This window comes from Streptomyces sp. NPDC006798 (assembly GCF_040635975.1).
GTDB lineage: Bacteria > Actinomycetota > Actinomycetes > Streptomycetales > Streptomycetaceae > Streptomyces.
Genome location: NZ_JBEYIS010000034.1, coordinates 37,660 through 55,075, shown reverse-complemented (window position 1 = coordinate 55,075; position 17,416 = coordinate 37,660). Strand labels below are relative to the sequence as shown.

Genomic DNA, 17,416 nt, shown 5'->3' with positions numbered 1-17,416 from the left:
GGCGCCGTGGATCTGAAGACCCTGAGGGCCCTGAAGCCCGCCGAGTTCGAGGGCGCCGCCGACGGCTACCGCGCCCTCGCGGATATGGCGCAGTCGGCGAAGGACCAGATCGAAAGCGGCGTGATCACCGGGATGCGCAAGGCCGGTCTGAAGGGCGAGGCCCTGGACGCGGCGCTGGGCGAGATCCGGGAGCTGGCCAAGAACTTCCAGTACACCCAGGTCGAATGCGGTGTGATCAGTACGGCGCTCAATGGCTTCGCCTTCGATCTGGCCGCCGCCAAGCAGAAGCTGGACGCGGCGCTCTCGGACGCCGAGGCCCGGAAGTTCTCGGTGAACGACGACGGGACGGTGACCTATCCGGCAGGCCCGGACAAGGTCGACGGGAAGATCCCCGAAGGGGGCTCGGCCCGGAGTTCCGGGATCGACCACCCGGTGTCCTACGGCATCGCTCGCCAGGCCGCCTATATCGACCCCAACCCGTACGCGGGTCCCGCCTATGACATCGCGGTACAGATCACCAGGGCGCTGGCGGAGGCCACCGCCGCCGACGGGAAGTGGGCTCCGAAGCTCCGGGCCCTGAAGGCGGACGACGATCTGACCGTCTCGGCCCGGGACTGGACGGACACCACGGCCGACACCGGTGGGGTCCGGGAAGCGGCCGGTACGTATCTGGCGACGATCGAGGGCGCGCCGAAGGACGCCTCCCCGGCCCGGAACGCGGAGTGGTGGCGCGGTCTGACGGACGAGGAGCGGAACGCGCTGATCTCGATGAACCCGGCGGGTATCGGCGCGCTGGACGGACTGCCGTCCGATGTCCGGGACGAGGCGAACCGTACGGTACTGGCGCAGAAGCAGGGCGAGTACCGGCTGTCGCTGAGCCAGATCCCACCCGCGCCGGAGAACAAGTACACCTGGATCAACGGGGGTCGGCTCCCGGTGAAGGTACGGACGGACGAATACCAGGATTGGTACAAGAAATACGGCAAGGATCACGAGCGGCTGACCAAGGCCCTCAAGGGGATGGACCGGATCGACGAGCGCTTCGGCGACACGGGGACGCAGGGGCTGCCGCAGGCGTATCTGCTGGGCTTCAGCCCCGAAGGCGACGGACGCGCGATCGTCGCCAATGGAAATCCCGATACGGCCGATCATACGGCGGTCTACGTCCCCGGTACCGGGGCGAGCCTGGAGAAGGCCGGGGGCGACATCAGCCGGATGACGACCATGTGGGAGGCCGCGAACACCGCCGCCAAGGGCCAGTCCGTCGCCACCATCACCTGGATCGGCTATGACGCACCCGACCACCCCGTGAAGGACGCCCCCTTCAGTCACTACGCCAATGACGCGGCACCGGCCCTCAACCGGTTCCTCGACGGGATCGATTCCTCCAGAACCGCCGAAGGACCGGGGCACACCACGGTCATCGGCCATTCCTACGGCTCGACGGTGATCGGTTCGGCCGCCCGGCAGGGCGATCTCAACGCCGATGACGTGGTGGTCGCGGGCAGTCCGGGCATGCAGGTGGGCAAGGCCGAGGAGTTGGACGTGCCGAAGGGCCGGGTCTGGAACCAGGAGGCACCCGGGGACATCGTGCCCGATATCGGCGGCTTCTCCCACGGCGGCGTCCAGATCATCGGCAATCACGTGGCTTCCGGGATCGTCCCCAGCGACGGCCTGTTCGGGGCGAACCAGATGACCACGGACACCAGGGACCACAGCGACTACTGGAAGGCCGGGACCCGGTCACTGCAGAACCAGGCGGAGGTTGTCGTCGGCAACTACGGAAACGTGAAGCTTGAAGACTAGGAAACCGGTCGCAGCGCTCTCGCTGGGACTGACACTCACTCTGATCACGGGATGCGGCATGGGTGACGGAACGCCGGAGGAGGATCCTCTTCCTTCCTCGGGCATCAGCACGATCAGTGATGCCAGGAACGAGACGGAGATGGTCGGCGCGGAGCTGCTCGGCCTGATCAGGACCGAGGGGGAACACTCCCCCGGCGGGGTCAGGATCACCGAGTGCGGCGACGGGAAGGACCCGGAGAAGTACTTCCAGACCTTCCATCCGATGAACTTCTTCCCGAAGGCGCCCGAGAAGCTGGCGGGTGTGATGGAGCAGCTCAAGGCAGAGCTGCCCGCCCTCGGCTGGAAGATCGTCCAGTACGAGTACGACACCAGCCAGAACAAGAATCTCAATCTGACCGCCGACCACGACGAGAAGCGGTTCAGCGTGAATATCGTCCACAAGGCGAAGGACAAGCGGCCGAGCCTGACCTTGCATGTGATCTCCGGCTGTTACGAGGTGCCCGAGGGCGAGAAGGTCGAGGGCTACTGAGCCCCGCCCGTACCCACCCGTAGCCGGGACACACCTCGGCCCCCGGTGCCTGGTCGGTAGGCGCCGGGGGCCGGGGGCGGCGGACCGGGAGGACAACTCCACAGGTCAGGGCGGTGTGGTCGGCAGGACCGCCGCTCGGGGACGGACGCGTTCGTGCGCGCCCGTCCCCGGTCTCGGGGTGGGTCAGCCCAGGCGGGCCACCAGGGCGCGGTACTCGTCCCACAGCTCCTTGGGCGTGTGGTCGCCGAAGGTGTTGAGGTGCTCGGGGACCAGGGCCGCCTCCTCGCGCCAGATCTCCGGGTCGACCTTCAGCAGGAAGTCCAGGTCCCCGGCGGAGAGTTCCAGGCCGTCGGTGTCCAGGGCGTCGGCGGTGGGCAGTACGCCGATCGGGGTCTTGACGCCCTCGGCGCGGCCGTCGAGACGCTCGACGATCCACTTCAGGACCCGGCTGTTCTCGCCGAAGCCGGGCCAGACGAACTCGCCCCGGTCGTTCTTGCGGAACCAGTTGACGTAGTAGATCTTCGGCAGCTTGGCCGCGTCGGCGCTCTGGCCGACCTTGATCCAGTGGGCCATGTAGTCGCCCATGTTGTAGCCGCAGAACGGCAGCATGGCGAAGGGGTCGCGGCGCAGCTCGCCGACCTTGCCCTCGGCGGCGGCGGTCTTCTCGGAGGCCACGTTGGCGCCGAGGAAGACGCCGTGCTGCCAGCTGAAGGACTCGGTGACCAGGGGTACGGCGGAGGCGCGGCGGCCACCGAAGAGGATCGCCGAGATCGGTACGCCCCTGGGGTCCTCCCACTCGGGGGCGACGGTCGGGCACTGCGCGGCGGGTACGGTGAACCGGGCGTTGGGGTGCGCGGCCGGGGTGCCGGTCGCGGGCGTCCAGTCGTTGCCCTTCCAGTCGGTGAGGTGGGCCGGGGTGTCCTCGGTCATCCCCTCCCACCAGATGTCGTTGTCGTCGGTGAGGGCGACATTGGTGAAGACGGCGTTGCCCCAGAGGGTCTTCATGGCGTTGGCGTTGGTGTGCTCGCCGGTGCCGGGGGCGACGCCGAAGAAGCCCGCCTCGGGGTTGATGGCGTACAGCTGGCCGTCCTCGCCGAACCGCATCCAGGCGATGTCGTCGCCGATGGTCTCCACGGTCCAGCCGGGGATCGTCGGCTCCAGCATGGCGAGGTTCGTCTTGCCGCAGGCGGACGGGAAGGCGGCGGCGACGTACTTCGGGGCGCCCTGCGGCGGGGTGAGCTTGAGGATCAGCATGTGCTCGGCGAGCCAGCCCTCGTCACGGGCCATCACGGAGGCGATCCGCAGGGCGTAGCACTTCTTGCCCAGCAGGGCGTTGCCGCCGTAGCCGGAGCCGTAGGACCAGATCTCCCGGGTCTCGGGGAAGTGCGAGATGTACTTGGTGCTGTTGCACGGCCACGGGACGTCGGCCTGGCCGTCGGCGAGCGGGGCGCCGAGGGTGTGGACGGCCTTGACGAAGAAGCCGTCGGAGCCGAGTTCGTCGAGGACGGGCCGGCCCATCCGGGTCATGGTCCGCATGGAGACCGCGACGTAGGCGGAGTCGGTGATCTCGACGCCGATCGCGGAGAGCGGGGAGCCCAGCGGGCCCATGCAGAACGGGACGACGTACATGGTCCGGCCGCGCATCGAGCCCCGGAAGATGCCGTCGGCGCCGGTGAAGATCTCCTTCATCTCCGCCGGGGCCTTCCAGTGGTTGGTCGGTCCGGCGTCCGCCTCCTTCTCGGAGCAGATGAAGGTGCGGTCCTCGACCCGGGCGACATCCGTGGGGTCGGACGCGGCGTAGTACGAGTTGGGGCGCTTGACGGGGTCCAGCTTGGTGAAGGTGCCCTTGGCCACCAGCTCCTCGCACAGACGCTCGTACTCCGACTCGGAGCCGTCGCACCAGACGATCCGGTCGGGCTGGGTGATCGACGCGATCTCGTCGACCCAGGCGATGAGCTCCTGGTGGTTGGTGGGGAGGGTGCCGAGGGCCCCGGGGCTGTGGGGGGCGTTCCCGGAGAGCACAGCGTCGCGCGCCACGATCGCTCCTTGTCGAGGGTTCTTGGTGAACTGTCTGCCCCGTGGGGGCTGCGACCCGGATGCCGTACCGCGCTCATCCGGTGCCGACCGCACTCATCTGATCATCGGGTGGCGAGTGCCCATCTGTCCAGGGGTCCTCTCACGTGAGCATCGCCACGTGTGACGATGCCCTCGCGCGGGGCTCTTCCGATACCGCCATCCGGGCGGGCGTACCGGACGGAGCGGGCGCTGGCTACCATCCCCTTATGACGCTTGCCGCGCCCGACGCGCCCGACGCGACCCCGGCGACCGCGATACCGTCGCCACTTCCGGTGAAGCCGAAACTGCGCGGCTGGCTGCACGCCGGAATGTTCCCGGCCGTCCTGGTCGCCGGACTCGCCCTGACCGCCTTCGCGGGCTCGCCGCGCGCCCGGCTGGCCTGTGCGATCTACACCCTGACCGCCTGCCTTCTGTTCGGGGTCAGCGCCCTCTACCACCGGGGGAACTGGTCGGCGCGCGGGGAGGCCGTACTGCGCCGGCTCGACCACGCCAATATCTTCCTGATCATCGCGGGCACCTATACCCCGCTGACGATGCTCCTGCTCCCGGATTCCACCGCCCGGCCCCTCCTGTGGGCGGTCTGGGCGGCGGCGGTGGCGGGGATAGCGTTCCGGGTGTTCTGGGTGGGAGCGCCCCGCTGGCTCTACACGCCCTGCTACATCGCGATGGGCTGGGTCGCGGTCTTCTTCCTCCCCGACTTCCTGCGGGCGGGCGGGATAGCGGTCCTGATCTGCGTGATCGTCGGCGGACTCCTCTACAGCGCCGGAGGGGTGGTGTACGGGATCAAGCGGCCCAACCCGTCACCCCGCTGGTTCGGCTTCCACGAGGTCTTCCACTCCTTCACCCTGGCGGCCTTCGTCGCCCACTACGTGGGCATCTCCCTCATCGCCTACCAGGCATAGACGGCCGGGTCCGACGACCCGGATCACCACCACCGCCGGACGGCCGTGGCGCACAGCGCGCCACGGCCGTCCGGCGTTTTCGCATTCCGTACGGCACCCACCGCCTCGGCCGCCTTGACCTCGACACGATTCTGAGAGTTACTGTCATTTGACAGCAACTCTCGTATCTTCTGTGGAGGTGATCGGTGTGGACCGGCGCTGGTGGGCCCTGGGCGCGCTCGTGACGAGCATGCTGGTACTCGGCTTCGATCTGACGATCCTCAATGTCGCCCTGCCGGCGATCGCCGACGATCTGGGCGCCTCCACCGGCGAGGCGCAGTGGACCGCCGACGCGTATGTCGTCTTCTTCGCCGCCCTGATGCTCCCGGCCGGGCTCGTCGGTGACCGGTTCGGCCGCCGCCGTACCCTGCTGGCCGGGCTCGGGATCTTTCTCGCGGGCTCGGTGCTCGGCGCGCTCGCGGACGACGTCGCCACCGTCATCGCGGCCCGGGCGGTGATGGGCGTCGGCGGCGCCTTCGTGATGCCGCTGGCGCTCTCCGTACTGCCCACCCTCTTCACCGAGCCCGCCGAGCGGACCAAGGCCGTCGGCGCCGTCTCGGCCGCCTCGGCGCTGGGGATGCCGCTCGGGCCGATCCTCGGCGGCTGGCTGCTGGACCACTACTGGTGGGGCTCGATCTTCCTGCTCAACGTGCCGATGGTGGCGCTCGGGATCGCCGCGTGCCTGCTGCTGCTCCCCGAGTCCCGGGACCCGGCCGCGCCCCGGGTCGACCCGTTGGCGACCGCCGCGACCGTCCTCGGCCTCGGCGCGCTGGTCTTCGGGGTGATCGAGGCACCGGTTCGCGGCTGGGGCGATCCGCTGGTGGTCGGCGCGTTCGCGCTCGGGGCGGCGGCCGTCGCCGGACTCGTCGGCCGGGAGCGGCGTTCCGTACGGCCCATGCTGGATCCGGCGCTCCTCTCCGACCGGGCCTTTCTGCTCCCGGCGCTCACCGCGACCCTGGTCACCCTGGTCGCGTCCGGGCTGCTGTTCACCCTGCCGCTCCAGTTGCAGACCGTGCTCGGGTACGACGCGCTGGGGACCGGGGTCCGGCTGCTGCCGCTGATGCTCGGGCCGGTCGCGGCGGCGAAGGCCGTACCGCCGCTGGCCGCGCGGTTCGGCCCGTACGCCGTGATGTCGGCCGGTCTGGTGGTCATCTCCTTCGCCGCGTTCCTCGGCAGCCGGGGCGGCCCGGACGACGGCTACGGCTTCGTCGCGCTCTGGCTCTCGGTGCTGTCGCTGGGCTTCGGCTTCGCCATCGTGTCCGCCATGGACACGGCCCTCGGCTCGCTTCCCACCGACCGCGCGGGCAGCGGCTCCGGACTGCTGATGACGCTCCGCCAGGCGGGGGCGGCGATCGGGGTGGCGGTCTTCGGATCCTTGCTGGCCTCCGTCTTCGCGGCCCGGCTGGACACCTCCCGGCTGCCGGAGGCGGTCGCGGAACGGGCCGAGGAGTCGGTGGTCGCGGCCCACCGGGTCGCCGCCGAACTGGGCGATCCGGCGCTGACCGGGGCCGCCGCCGACGCCTTCTCCCGGGGCATGTCCCTGACCCTGCTGGTCTGCGGGATCGCCGCGCTGGCGGCGGCGCCGGCGGTGGCGGCGCTCGCCCCGGCGCGGAAGGGCACGGACCGGGAAGCGGTGCGCCGGAAGGGCACGGACCCTGCGGCGCACCCGGCGGGACCGGATCCGGCGGACAGGTCGGGCCGGGAGGGCCGTACGGCCGTGGATACGCCGGGGACAGATGCCCCACAATGACCCCATGACCGTCATCGCACCCGGATCCGCAGGCCGACCGTCGTCCCCCGGCGCGCGGGGGCCGTCGGCCGGGGAGCCGGACGCGCCGCCGCAGCTGGGTCTGCGCGAGCGGAAGAAGCTGAAGACCCGGATCGCGATCCGCGAGGCGACGTACCGGCTGATCGCCGAACAGGGGTACGAGGCGACCACCGTCGAGCAGATCGCCAGGGCGGCCGAGGTCTCCCCCTCGACGGTCTTCCGCTACTTCCCCACCAAGGAGGACATCGTCCTCACCGACGAGTTCGATCCGGTGCTGGAGCGGCTGCTGCGGGCCCGGCCCGCCGACGAGGACCCGCTGGAGTCGCTGATGATCGTCTTCCGGGAGGGGTTCGCCGTGTTCGCCGCCTCCGACGGGGACGCGGTCGTCGAACGCACCCGGCTGATCCTGGAGGTCCCGGCGGTACGGGCCCGGATGACCGAGACCATGGCGGAGACCTCGCAGGTGCTGATCAGGGCGCTCGCCGACCGCGACGGGGTCGACCGGGACGATCTGCGCCCCCGGGTCTTCGCCGCCGCGGTGACGGGCGTACTGCGCGAAGCGCTGCTGGTGTGGGCCGAGCGGGGCCACGGGGGCGATCTGATGGCCGTGGTGGACGAGGCCCTCGGGCAGCTCCGCGGTGGTCTGCGGCTGCGTCCCGAGGGCCCCTCCCCTACCCGTTAGCCCCGCCGGGGCGGGGGCCTTCGGCGGTCAGTGGCCGCCGCCGTGCCCCTGCGAGCTCTCCTCCTGCTGCCGAGGCTCGGGCTTCGGCCGAGGTTTGGGCTCGGGCTTCGGTACGGACCGCAGATCCCCCTTTCCGCAGGCCCGCCCGTCCTTGTTCCGGTCCAGACCCAGCGGATCCGCCCGGCCGTTGGCCTTCAGCGCCCCGAAGTCCCGTTGCGCCAGCCACTCGCAGCGGGCCTCCGGGGTCGCCGCCACCGACTTCGGGAACGTCACGGGAACGCAGACGCCCGGGGTCCCGTACGCCGGTTCACAGCCCGCGATCTTCGGGCTGACCGGTGCCGAGTCCCGCTTCCTCAGCTTCGGCTTCGCGGGCTTCTCCAGCGCGTCCGCGAACTCGTGCACATTGGGCGCGGGCGCGTGGCCGTGGTGCCCGCTCGCCTTCGCCGCCGCGGCGGCACCGCCGAGCTGGACCCACTTGGCCACCGAAGGCACCCCGTTGGCGTCCACCGCGAAGAGCATGTACCAGCCGGGGGGCGCCAGATTGGGGTTGCTGGTGACATTGAGATCGATCTGGTTGCCCCCGTGGACGGTCAGCGGCAGATCCACGAACCGCTGGTTGGGGTCGGAGGAGTGGGTGACCGCCGCGGGCCGGATCAGCTCCGCCTTGGCGATCGGCCGGTTGACGGTGATCCGCTGGGTGTCGCCGTAGTTCCAGCGGTTGTCCGGCACCGCGGTGATCTCCGGCCGGGCGCCCCTGAAGAGATACGGCGGGCTGTAGACGGACACATTGTGGTTCCAGCTGTTGTTCCCCGGGTTGTCGCCGACCGACATCACCCGGCCGTCGGGCAGCAGGAACGACGACGAGTGGTAGCCGCGCGGGATCGGGTCCCTCGCCATGTTCGCCTGGTACGTGTTGGTCACCGGGTCGAACATGGACGCCTCGAACACCGGATCGGCCCGGTCGTGGAGTCCGCCGCCGGTCTCGAACACCTTCCCGTCCGGCAGCAGTACGGCGGAGACGTACATCTTGCCCTCGGCGCCCCGCTGCGGGCGGCGGCCCTGCCCCTGGTCGACCTCGCCCTGCGGCAGCAGCGGGCCCGCCCGGTAGCGGGGGCTGGGCTCCTTGAGGTCGATGATGTCGGTGAGCCGGTTGGCGACCGGGTTCCGCTCGTTGTTGCCGCCGCCGATGGTCAGGACCCGCTGGTCCTGCGCGGGCGGCAGCAGCACACTCGCCGACTGGTCGCGTTCGTCCTTGTTCTGGAGCCCGGGGACGTCGGTGATGGTGTTGCGGTCGTAGTCGTAGATCGAGGCGCCGGTGCCCGGGGTGCCGTTGCCGAAGACATGGCTGCCCGAGTAGAAGAGCCGGCCGTCCTGCATCAGAATCATCGACGGATACAGGCCCCAGTACGACCAGGTCTGGTTGACCTGGTTGATCGGCAGCCAGCGGTTCTGCGCGGCGGAGAACTTCTCCGCCGTCACATTGCCGGTGGAGTCCTCCTTCAGCCCGCCGAAGGAGATCACGTCACCGTTGCCGAGTACGGTCGCCGACGGATACCAGTGGCCGTCGTGCATGTCGTTGGTACGGATGTACCGCTCGGTGTCCGGATCGAAGAGGTACGAGTCCTTCAGGCCCTGGTAGCCGAGCCTGCCGTCGGCCGTCGGATAGCCCTTGTTCCCGCTCATGATCAGGATCTTGCCGTCGGCGAGCTGCGCGTGACCGGCGCAGAACAGATCGGCCGGGGTGGGAATCTGCCGCCAGGAACCGTTGGCCGGGTCGTACACGGCCGAGGTGAACGTCCCCGCCGCGAAGGCCAGCGGGTCGTTGCCGGAGCCCGCGATCACCAGCACCTTGCCGTTCTTCAGCACCACCGAGTGCATCGAACGGACCGGGTTCTGGGTCGGCAGTACGTCCCAGCGGCCCCGGGCGCACTCCTCGGCCGTACCGGTACAGCCCGGCTGCGGTACCGGGACCCCGACCTCCTCCATCACATAGTCGTCGGTGGTCACGGAGCCGATCCCGTACACGGACACGCCCCAGGCGATCCGGTCGGTGCCCGGCGGGATCGCCGGGGTGCGCACCTCGGCCCGCGCGTAGGCGGTCGGGCTGGCCGGCGGGGACATCAGATCCGTCCAGTACTGCCAGCCGTTGACGGTGTCACGCCGGAAGAGGGTGACGGCGGTGTCGGGTGTGGTGCTCTTGTACCAGAGGGAGAGGTCGTACTGACGGCCCGGGACGACGGCCGGGGCGCAGAGCGAGCTCTCGGAGATCAGCGCCTTGCGGTCGCCGGACACCCGGCGGGTCAGCGACACCTTCATGGCGGCGGATCCGGTCCGGGCGTCGGCGACGGTCTGGTACGTGACGTCGTTGTCGCCCCAGCCCGCCTTCTGCCAGCACTCGGGCAGACCGTCGCCACCCGGTCCCCCGGGGGTCTCGAAGCCGGGGTTGCGGATCAGATTGGGCCCGGCGGTCGCGGGCGTGGGCGAGGTGACGAGGAGCGCGGCGCTCATCGCCGCGACGGCCAGCAGCGCGGAGGCTCTGCGGCGGCGTATCGCTGGTGGCATGCGGTCCTCCTTCCCTGTTGCGTTCGGTGCTCTCGCACATCGGTGCCGTCCCGGAGGCGGCTCTCACGGGACGGGGCGGCGGCCGGGGCTCACCGGGCCGCCGAGTCTGGGCCGGGCCGCCGGGGTCGGTGGACGGGCCGGGCGGCGGGTTCGAGTTCGGTTCGGGGTCGTAGAAGATCTCGGCGGCACGGCGCCGGAGCCGTACGCCGTACGCCGCACGCCGGGCCACGGGCTCGGAACGCGTACGGCGGGTCAGTTCGGGTCAGCACACGGCTCAGGCGGTACGGCGGAACGCCCGGCCCTCCCCGGCCGCGTGCGGCGGACCGGCGGCCGGTGCCCCGGCGGCGGAGCACCGCAGTCCGATCAGATGCCGGAGAAAGCGGATGCCTTCCTTCGGGCTGGACTTGGACTCGCCCGCGTACCGCTCCCGGAAGACGAACGGCACCTCGGCGACGGCCCGGGGCCGGAGCCGTACCGCCAGCTCCAGCAGGATCTTGTAGCCCAGCGGGCGCAGCGACCCGGTGTCGACGGCCGCCGTGACGGCGGTCCTGCGGATCGCGAAGAAGCCGCTCATCGGGTCGCTGATGCCGCGCAGGGCGCGCGGGAAGAGGGCCTTGGTGAGCCAGGTGGCGGTCCGGGAGACCACGACGCGGTAGCCGCCGGCCAGGCCCGCCCGGCTGCCGCCGGGCAGGGCGCGGCTGGCGACGACGAGATCGGCGCCCGTGGTCTCGCCGGTGGCGACCAGTTCGGGGACGAGGTCGGGCGGATGCTGGAGATCGGCGTCCATGACGACGATCCACTCGGAGTCGGCGGCCCGCAGGCCCTCGACGACGGCGCCGCCGAGCCCGCCGTGGGGCGTGTCGCGGTGGATCAGGGTGACGGGAAAGGGCCGGTCGCCGGCGGCGCCCCGGATCACCTCGGGGGTGTCGTCGGTGGAGTCGTCCACGAAGACCACGGCACAGGGCCGCCGGGCGGGCAGCGATTCGCCGAGCCGGTGGAGGAGTTCGCGGATGTTCCCGGACTCGTTGAAGGTGGGGACGACGACGGTGACGGTGGTGGCGACGGCGGGTGCCGGTTCGGCCGGATCCCCCGGTCCGGGTTCCGGGTGCGTTCCGGCGCCGGGGGCGGGTGCCGTGTGCTCTCCGGTGGTCGTACGGGGGCGGCCGGTCACAGAGCTCCTCCGGCGGTCGGCGGCCTGCCCGTACCGGGGGCGGTGCCGGTGGTGCCCGCCCGGTCGTCCACCCGGCGGATCTCGATCCGGTCGTCCCCGGTGCCGTAGACCTCGACGACGGTGGAGTTGGCCAGGGCGGCCTCGACCGTGGGCAGCGTGGGCGCGTCCCGGCGGACCGTCAGGGACGAGACGACGTAGTCGATGTCGCGCCAGCCGCGCGGCATGGCCTCGATCACCTCGGGGTCGAGATCGGCCTTGTAGAACCAGATCACGCCGGTGCCCGGCTCGTAGCCGTCGTGGACGAGGTCGAGCCAGAGGGCGTCGTCCACCAGGACCCGGGTGGCCGCCGGGTCGTCGATCTCGGTCTCGAACCAGGCGGCGGCGGCCCGGTAGTGCCGGTTGGCGTCCTGGGTGAGGGCGTCGTGGTTGCCCTCCGCCCAGGCGGGGACGACGGCGACGGCGACCGCCAGAGCCAGGGCCGCGACCAGGGTGCGGCGCGGACCGGGCCGGAACCGGCGGGCCGTCGTCGTACCGGCCCCGGGCTCCCCGGTCTTCGGCCCCTCCGCCGCCTCGGCTTCGGTACCGGGCTCCGCGAGCGGGCCGGCGGCGGCCCGGCCCCGGTACAGGATCGCGTGTACGAGGCCGGCCGCCGCGCCCGCGAGGACCAGCGCCAGGAACGGCAGCGCCTGGATCACGTACATGGCGGGCAGATAGCCGTCGGGCCGGAACGCCACCAGGGCCAGGATCGCCACGGCGAGCGCCGGCCCGGCGACCGCGCGGGCGGTGACCGAACGGCGGCGTACCACCAGCAGCAGTACGGCGGCGGCGACCCCGGCGAGCGGCAGGATCGGGTCGTAGTAGAGCCACGACTCGTACGTCTTGTGGGAGCCGGAGCCCACGTCGAGGATGAAACCGGAGCCGGGGCGGCTGAGCTGGTAGCGGATGCCGTCGAAGAGGGAGACGTGGTTCCCGCTGGCGAACAGCTCGTTGTTGAGGAGCGCGTACAGCGGATAGGAGAGGCCGACCAGCGCACAGGACGTGATGGCCCCGGTCACCACGAACTTGCGGGTCTGGCGGTGGCTGTGGGTCCAGAGCGTGACCAGCAGGGCGGGCAGGACCAGCAGCATCGTCTCCTTGGAGAGTACGGAGACGGCGCCCGCGAGTCCGGCGGCGAACTGGTGCCACAGATGGCGGCTCGGGGAGGCCGCGAGGCAGAACGCCAGCAGCATCCACAGCACGGCGATGTTGTCGAGGAACAGCTCCCGCTGGAAGTGGACCGAGAGCGGGGAGAGGCCGAAGGCGGCCATGGCGACCCCCGCGGCCCAGCGGGGCAGAAAGAGACGCCGGGCGAGGACATAGACCAGTACGGCGCTGATGGCGCTGATCAGCAGCATCGTGTACCGCATGGTCGCCACGTTCATCGACTCGGGCGAGAACAGGGCCGGGAGGTAGGTGAGTCCGGCGATCTGGAGCCAGCCGAGGGGCGGATGGTCGTACCAGTAGGTGTAGTGGGCCAGGCCCTCGCCCTGCTGGACGGCCCATGCCTGGGAGAGATAGGTGCCTTCGTCGTCGGAGAGGGCGGGAAAGCCGGTGATGTTCCAGCCCTGGACGAGGACGATCACCACCAGCAGGCCGAGGCAGATGGCGAGGTCGGGGCGGGAGGAGCGGAAGCGTATGACGGGTCTGGGCTCGGTCCGTAACCGGGTGGTACGGGTGGTACGGGCGCCGGGCGCGGCAGACGGGACGGGCGCGGGCTTGGTCGCAGTCGAAGGCGCGGGCCGGGAGGCGGCCCGGTCCGACGTCGTCTCCGGAGCCGTCTCGTCGGGGCTGGGGAGGGTCGTGGTCACCGGCGGGCGTCCTCTCGGGTCTCGGCACCGACGGCTGTCGCGGCGGACACTGCCGTAGCTGCTGTCGCGGGAGGCGCGTCTTCGGTGAGATGGGCGCCGATATGACTGGTCAGCTCCCATTCGTTACGGCCCCGCTGCTCCCGCCAGACGGCCCGCAGCGCCGCACCGGCCAGCAGGATCTGGTAGAAGGGTCCGCCGAAGACGAGCTTGAGGTAGTGCACGAACCGGACCCGGAGCCCGTACTGCTTGCCGAAGTCATGGAGTCCGACCACCTCGAAGATGAAGGTGATCACGGCGGTGACGGCGGGCAGGAAGGAGACCATCGCGGCACCGACGGAGACGTCGAAGAAGAGCGCGATGGCGACATTGAGCGGAATGATCACACCGGTGAACGCCTGCAGGAAGGGTGTCATCAGGGTGTAGCGGGCGAGGGCCCGCTGTCTGCGGCCCGGGAGCTGCTTCCAGTCCTTCTTCCGGTAGACCTGGAGGAATCCCTGGTTCCAGCGGGTGCGCTGCTTCAGCAGGCTGATCAGGGTGTCGGGGGTCTCCTCACGGGTGACCATGTCGCTGTCGTAGGCGACGACGACCTTCTTGCCGACGGAGGAGAGGCGTACGCCCAGATCGCAGTCCTCGGCCAGGCACTCGGGATCCCAGCCGTCGGCCTCCCGCAGGACCTCGGTCCGGACGAAGACGGTGTTGCCGCCGAGCGGGATGAAGCCCTTCTCCGCGTGGAGGTGGAGCCTGCTGCGGAACCAGAAGAAGTACTCCAGGCAGTTGCGCAGGCTGTACCAGCTGGAGTGGAAGTTGATCAGCTGGACGCCGCCCTGGACGACATCGGCGCCGGTGGTGGTGAAGGCGTGGTCGACATGGGCGAGGAGTTCGGGGTGGACCTGGTCCTCCGCGTCGAAGACGCCCACGATGTCGCCCCGGCAGTGCGGCAGGGCGGTGTTCAGCGCCTTCGGCTTGTTCTTCTTCTCATGGGTGTCGGTGATCACCCGGACCCGCAGCGGATCGCGTTCGGCGGCGCGTACCGCGACGGCGGTGGTCTCCGGATCGTCGTGGCCGACGATCACGATGATCTCGTAGTTGCTGTGGCTCGACTCCAGCAGCCGCTCGATGGTGTGCTGGAGGACCGCCTGTTCGTGCCGGGCCGGCAGCAGGAGGGAGAAGGAGAGCCCGACCTCGCCGTCGGGCCGGTCGAAGCTGGTGGAGGCGAGTATCTCCGGGGTACGCCAGGCGTGCATTTGCCACCAGAGCGTGAAGACCGCCATCCCGAACAGGGCCAGTGATACGGCCACGACGAACACCGATAAGAGCACGAAGTCCCCCCTTGGAACCCCCTGCGCGAGCGGCGTCAGGACCCCCCTGCCGGCGAACGCGCCGATGACACCGGAGGAGTCCGCACACTCCCCTATGTACGCCCCCGGCTACCCATGGTTGCTGCTAAGCGGACCTTAATGGCGGAATGTGAAAGTCCGGTGCCGATTCGACACTTGCTCTCGAAACGGAAACCTCCGACATCCTTCCAGCCATGGCATGTCCACTACCGATCACAGAGTGGCGGGCGATTCGACTCCGTGTCAGTAGTTGCCGAAAGTCTGTCCGGTTTCCGTCCTGGCCGAGGTGATGGGGGGTGTGGCGATCGAGCACGACGATAGACGTCCGGGACTGATGTGACAGGTGGGGCGTGATGTCATCCTGCCGTTACCGGCGGTACGAAGGAATACGGACAGCGTTCGACCGAAAGCCCCGGCCGCACTAAGGCAACCGGGGCCACACCAGCCGTTCACCAACCCCACACAGACGCGCGCCCCGCGCCCCCTACCCCGCAGACCCGCCCACCTGCTCGGCCAGGGCGGCCGGATCGGTGACCGGCATCCGACAGGTGAAACCCCGGCAGACGTACGCCGCCGCCGCACCGTCCACCAGCGGCCGGTGCCGCAGCAACGGGAACTCCTCCCCGTCCGGCTCACCCGCCGCGACCACCGCACCGGGGGCGGTCGCCAGCAGAGCCGTACGGTGCAGGGCTCGGGCGGCCGGATCACCGGCGAGGCCCACCACGGCGATCTCCCGGGGCCCGTCGAGCAGCGCCTCGGCGGCGGCCAGGCCCCAGCCGATGAACCGGGGGGCCCGCGGGCCGAGCGCCTTCACCACACCCAGCGCCCGCTCGGCGGCGGTCCGATGGGGCTCGGAGCCGGTATGCGCGGCGTACGAGAGCAGAGCCCCGGCGGCGGCCGTCCAGCCGGAGGGGGTCGCGTTGTCGGTGGGGTCCTGCGGGCGGCGGATCAGCGGCTCGGCGTCGTGCGCGGTATCGAACAAGGTGCCGTTCTCGCCGGTGAACCGGTCGATGACCAGATCGAGCAGTACGCCCGCGAAGTCGAGCCAGACGCCCTCGCCGGTGACGCCCGCGAGGGTCACGAAGCCCTCGGCGACATCCGCGTAGTCCTCCAGGACCCCGGCGTTGGCGCTCGCCACTCCGTCCTTGGAGGTACGGGTGAGCCGGGCGCCGTCGTCCATATGCACCCGGACCAGCAGATCGGCCGCCTCGGTGGCCCGCTCCACCAGATCGGGCCGGTCGAAGAAGGCGCCGGTCTCGGCGAGGGCGGCGATCGCCAGCCCGTTCCAGGCGGCGACGACCTTGTCGTCCCGCTCCGGCCGGTGCCGCGCCGCCCGCGCCGCCAGCAGCCGGGCCCGCAGCTCCGGATCGTCCTCGCCCGGCAGCCGCAGCACGGAGGAGCCCTCCTCGAAGGTGCCGTCCTCGGTCACCCCGAACAACTCGGCGGCCCGCCGCCCGTCCTCCTCGCCCAGGGCCTCCACGAGCTGGCCGGGGGTCCACACATAGAACGCGCCCTCGGCGTGCCGCCCGGCCGGATCGTGACTGTCGGCATCCAGCGCCGACGCGAAGCCGCCCTCGGCGGTCCGCAGCTCACGCACCAGGAAATCGGCGGTCTCCAACGCCACCCGCCGGGCGAGCGGGGAACCGGTGGCCCGCCACCAATGCGCGTACACCCGGCAGAGCAGCGCGTTGTCGTACAACATCTTCTCGAAGTGCGGCACGACCCACTCGCGATCCACGGAGTACCGGGCGAAACCGCCGCCGAGCTGGTCGTAGAGCCCGCCCCTGGCCATCGCCTCACAGGTCCCGTCGACCATGTCGAGCGCCCCGCGCGCCCCGGTCCTGGCGTGATGCCGCAGCAGAAACTCCAGCACCATGGCCGGCGGAAACTTGGGCGCGCCCCCGAACCCGCCGTACCGCTCGTCGTACTCCCGGGTCAGCCCCAGCAGCGCCGCCGCGAGCTCGTCCTCCCCCGGCACACCCTCCCCGCCGTGCGCCAACGCCCGCCCGGCCAGATCCCGGGTGATCCGCCCGGCGACCTCCCCGACCTCCTCCCGCCGCTCCGTCCACGCCGCGGCGACCCCCTCCAGCACCTGCCGGAACGACGGCATCCCGTGCCGCGGCTCGGGCGGAAAGTAGGTCCCGAAGTAGAACGGCTCCCCGTCGGCGGTCAAAAACACGGTCATCGGCCACCCGCCCTGCCCGGTGGCGGCCTGCACGGCCTCCATGTACACGGCATCCACATCGGGCCGCTCTTCCCGGTCGACCTTCACGGCCACGAAGCGCTCGTTGAGATACTCCGCGACGGCCTCGTCCTCGAAGGATTCGTGCGCCATGACGTGACACCAGTGACAGGAGCTGTACCCCACACTCAGCAACACGGGCACGTCCCGCCGCCGCGCCTCCTCGAACGCCTCCGGCGACCAGGGCCACCAGTCGACGGGATTCTCAGCGTGCTGAAGGAGATAGGGCGAGGTCACACCAGCCAGCCGGTTCATGCGTGCCAGCCTCTCACGCGGCCCCGCCCCGACGGCTCAGCCAGCAGCCCCCTGCCCTGCATGGCCGAATCGCGCCCATACCCCGGTACACGGCGAATGCGAATCACCCGAATTACCCCGGATCACCCTTGTGGGCGATGGGGCTTCCGCCCCCATGAGGGGGTTCCGAATCCACCTCAGATCACCGGCGTGCGCGAACA

The 17,416-nt window shown here is 70.6% G+C and carries 10 protein-coding genes and 1 pseudogene; 5 read left to right on the top strand and 6 right to left on the bottom strand.

All coding sequences use genetic code 11. The annotated features are described in order from the left end of the window. Positions 1 to 6: 6 nt before the first annotated feature. Both ABZ714_RS22650 and ABZ714_RS22645 read left to right on the top strand, forming a co-directional pair. Positions 7 to 1,806 carry an alpha/beta hydrolase gene (locus ABZ714_RS22650; protein ID WP_358827107.1) on the top strand — a complete coding sequence of 600 codons (1,800 nt, stop codon included), beginning with the start codon at positions 7 to 9 and terminating at the stop codon, positions 1,804 to 1,806. A 58-nt stretch (positions 1,807 to 1,864) separates the two neighbouring features. After that, entirely contained in the window at positions 1,865 to 2,335 is a 471-nt protein-coding gene (locus ABZ714_RS22645) for a hypothetical protein (RefSeq protein ID WP_358827106.1), read from the top strand. 183 nt (positions 2,336 to 2,518) lie between these two features. Here the strand turns inward: ABZ714_RS22645 and ABZ714_RS22640 are convergent, their stop codons facing one another. Further along, complete coding sequence (locus ABZ714_RS22640; protein WP_358827135.1) at positions 2,519 to 4,357, bottom strand: phosphoenolpyruvate carboxykinase (GTP); 1,839 nt, start codon at positions 4,355 to 4,357, stop codon at positions 2,519 to 2,521. 260 nt (positions 4,358 to 4,617) lie between these two features. On the opposite strand from ABZ714_RS22640, the gene ABZ714_RS22635 reads away from it, so the two are divergent. The 3 genes from ABZ714_RS22635 to ABZ714_RS22625 all read left to right on the top strand — a co-directional run bounded on the left by ABZ714_RS22635 (position 4,618) and on the right by ABZ714_RS22625 (position 7,802). Then, positions 4,618 to 5,313, top strand: coding sequence for a hemolysin III family protein (locus ABZ714_RS22635; RefSeq protein WP_358827105.1), 696 nt, complete (start codon positions 4,618 to 4,620; stop codon positions 5,311 to 5,313). 172 nt (positions 5,314 to 5,485) lie between these two features. Continuing rightward, positions 5,486 to 7,102, top strand: a complete 1,617-nt coding sequence (locus tag ABZ714_RS22630; RefSeq protein ID WP_358827104.1) for an MFS transporter — start codon at positions 5,486 to 5,488, stop codon at positions 7,100 to 7,102. A gap of 4 nt (positions 7,103 to 7,106) precedes the next feature. Beyond that, the gene (locus tag ABZ714_RS22625; protein WP_358827103.1) at positions 7,107 to 7,802 is read left to right on the top strand and encodes a TetR family transcriptional regulator; all 696 of its coding nucleotides are present in this window, start codon (positions 7,107 to 7,109) and stop codon (positions 7,800 to 7,802) included. 27 nt (positions 7,803 to 7,829) lie between these two features. Here ABZ714_RS22625 and ABZ714_RS22620 read toward each other — a convergent pair whose 3' ends face one another. From ABZ714_RS22620 to ABZ714_RS22600, 5 genes and pseudogenes are all read right to left on the bottom strand, one after another. Next, positions 7,830 to 10,364: a galactose oxidase early set domain-containing protein gene (locus ABZ714_RS22620; protein ID WP_358827102.1), complete on the bottom strand. Its 2,535-nt coding sequence runs from the start codon at positions 10,362 to 10,364 to the stop codon at positions 7,830 to 7,832. 343 nt (positions 10,365 to 10,707) lie between these two features. Next, positions 10,708 to 11,535: pseudogene (locus tag ABZ714_RS22615) on the bottom strand (polyprenol monophosphomannose synthase); the annotation flags it as partial. Further along, entirely contained in the window at positions 11,532 to 13,382 is a 1,851-nt protein-coding gene (locus ABZ714_RS22610; protein ID WP_358827101.1) for a glycosyltransferase family 39 protein, read from the bottom strand. The gene ABZ714_RS22610 and the pseudogene ABZ714_RS22615, both read right to left, overlap by 4 nt. Next, complete coding sequence (locus ABZ714_RS22605; protein ID WP_358827100.1) at positions 13,379 to 14,701, bottom strand: glycosyltransferase; 1,323 nt, start codon at positions 14,699 to 14,701, stop codon at positions 13,379 to 13,381. The genes ABZ714_RS22610 and ABZ714_RS22605 overlap by 4 nt, the downstream gene beginning before the upstream one ends. A gap of 502 nt (positions 14,702 to 15,203) precedes the next feature. Beyond that, positions 15,204 to 17,216 carry a thioredoxin domain-containing protein gene (locus ABZ714_RS22600; RefSeq protein WP_358827099.1) on the bottom strand — a complete coding sequence of 671 codons (2,013 nt, stop codon included), beginning with the start codon at positions 17,214 to 17,216 and terminating at the stop codon, positions 15,204 to 15,206. Positions 17,217 to 17,416: the final 200 nt, after the last annotated feature.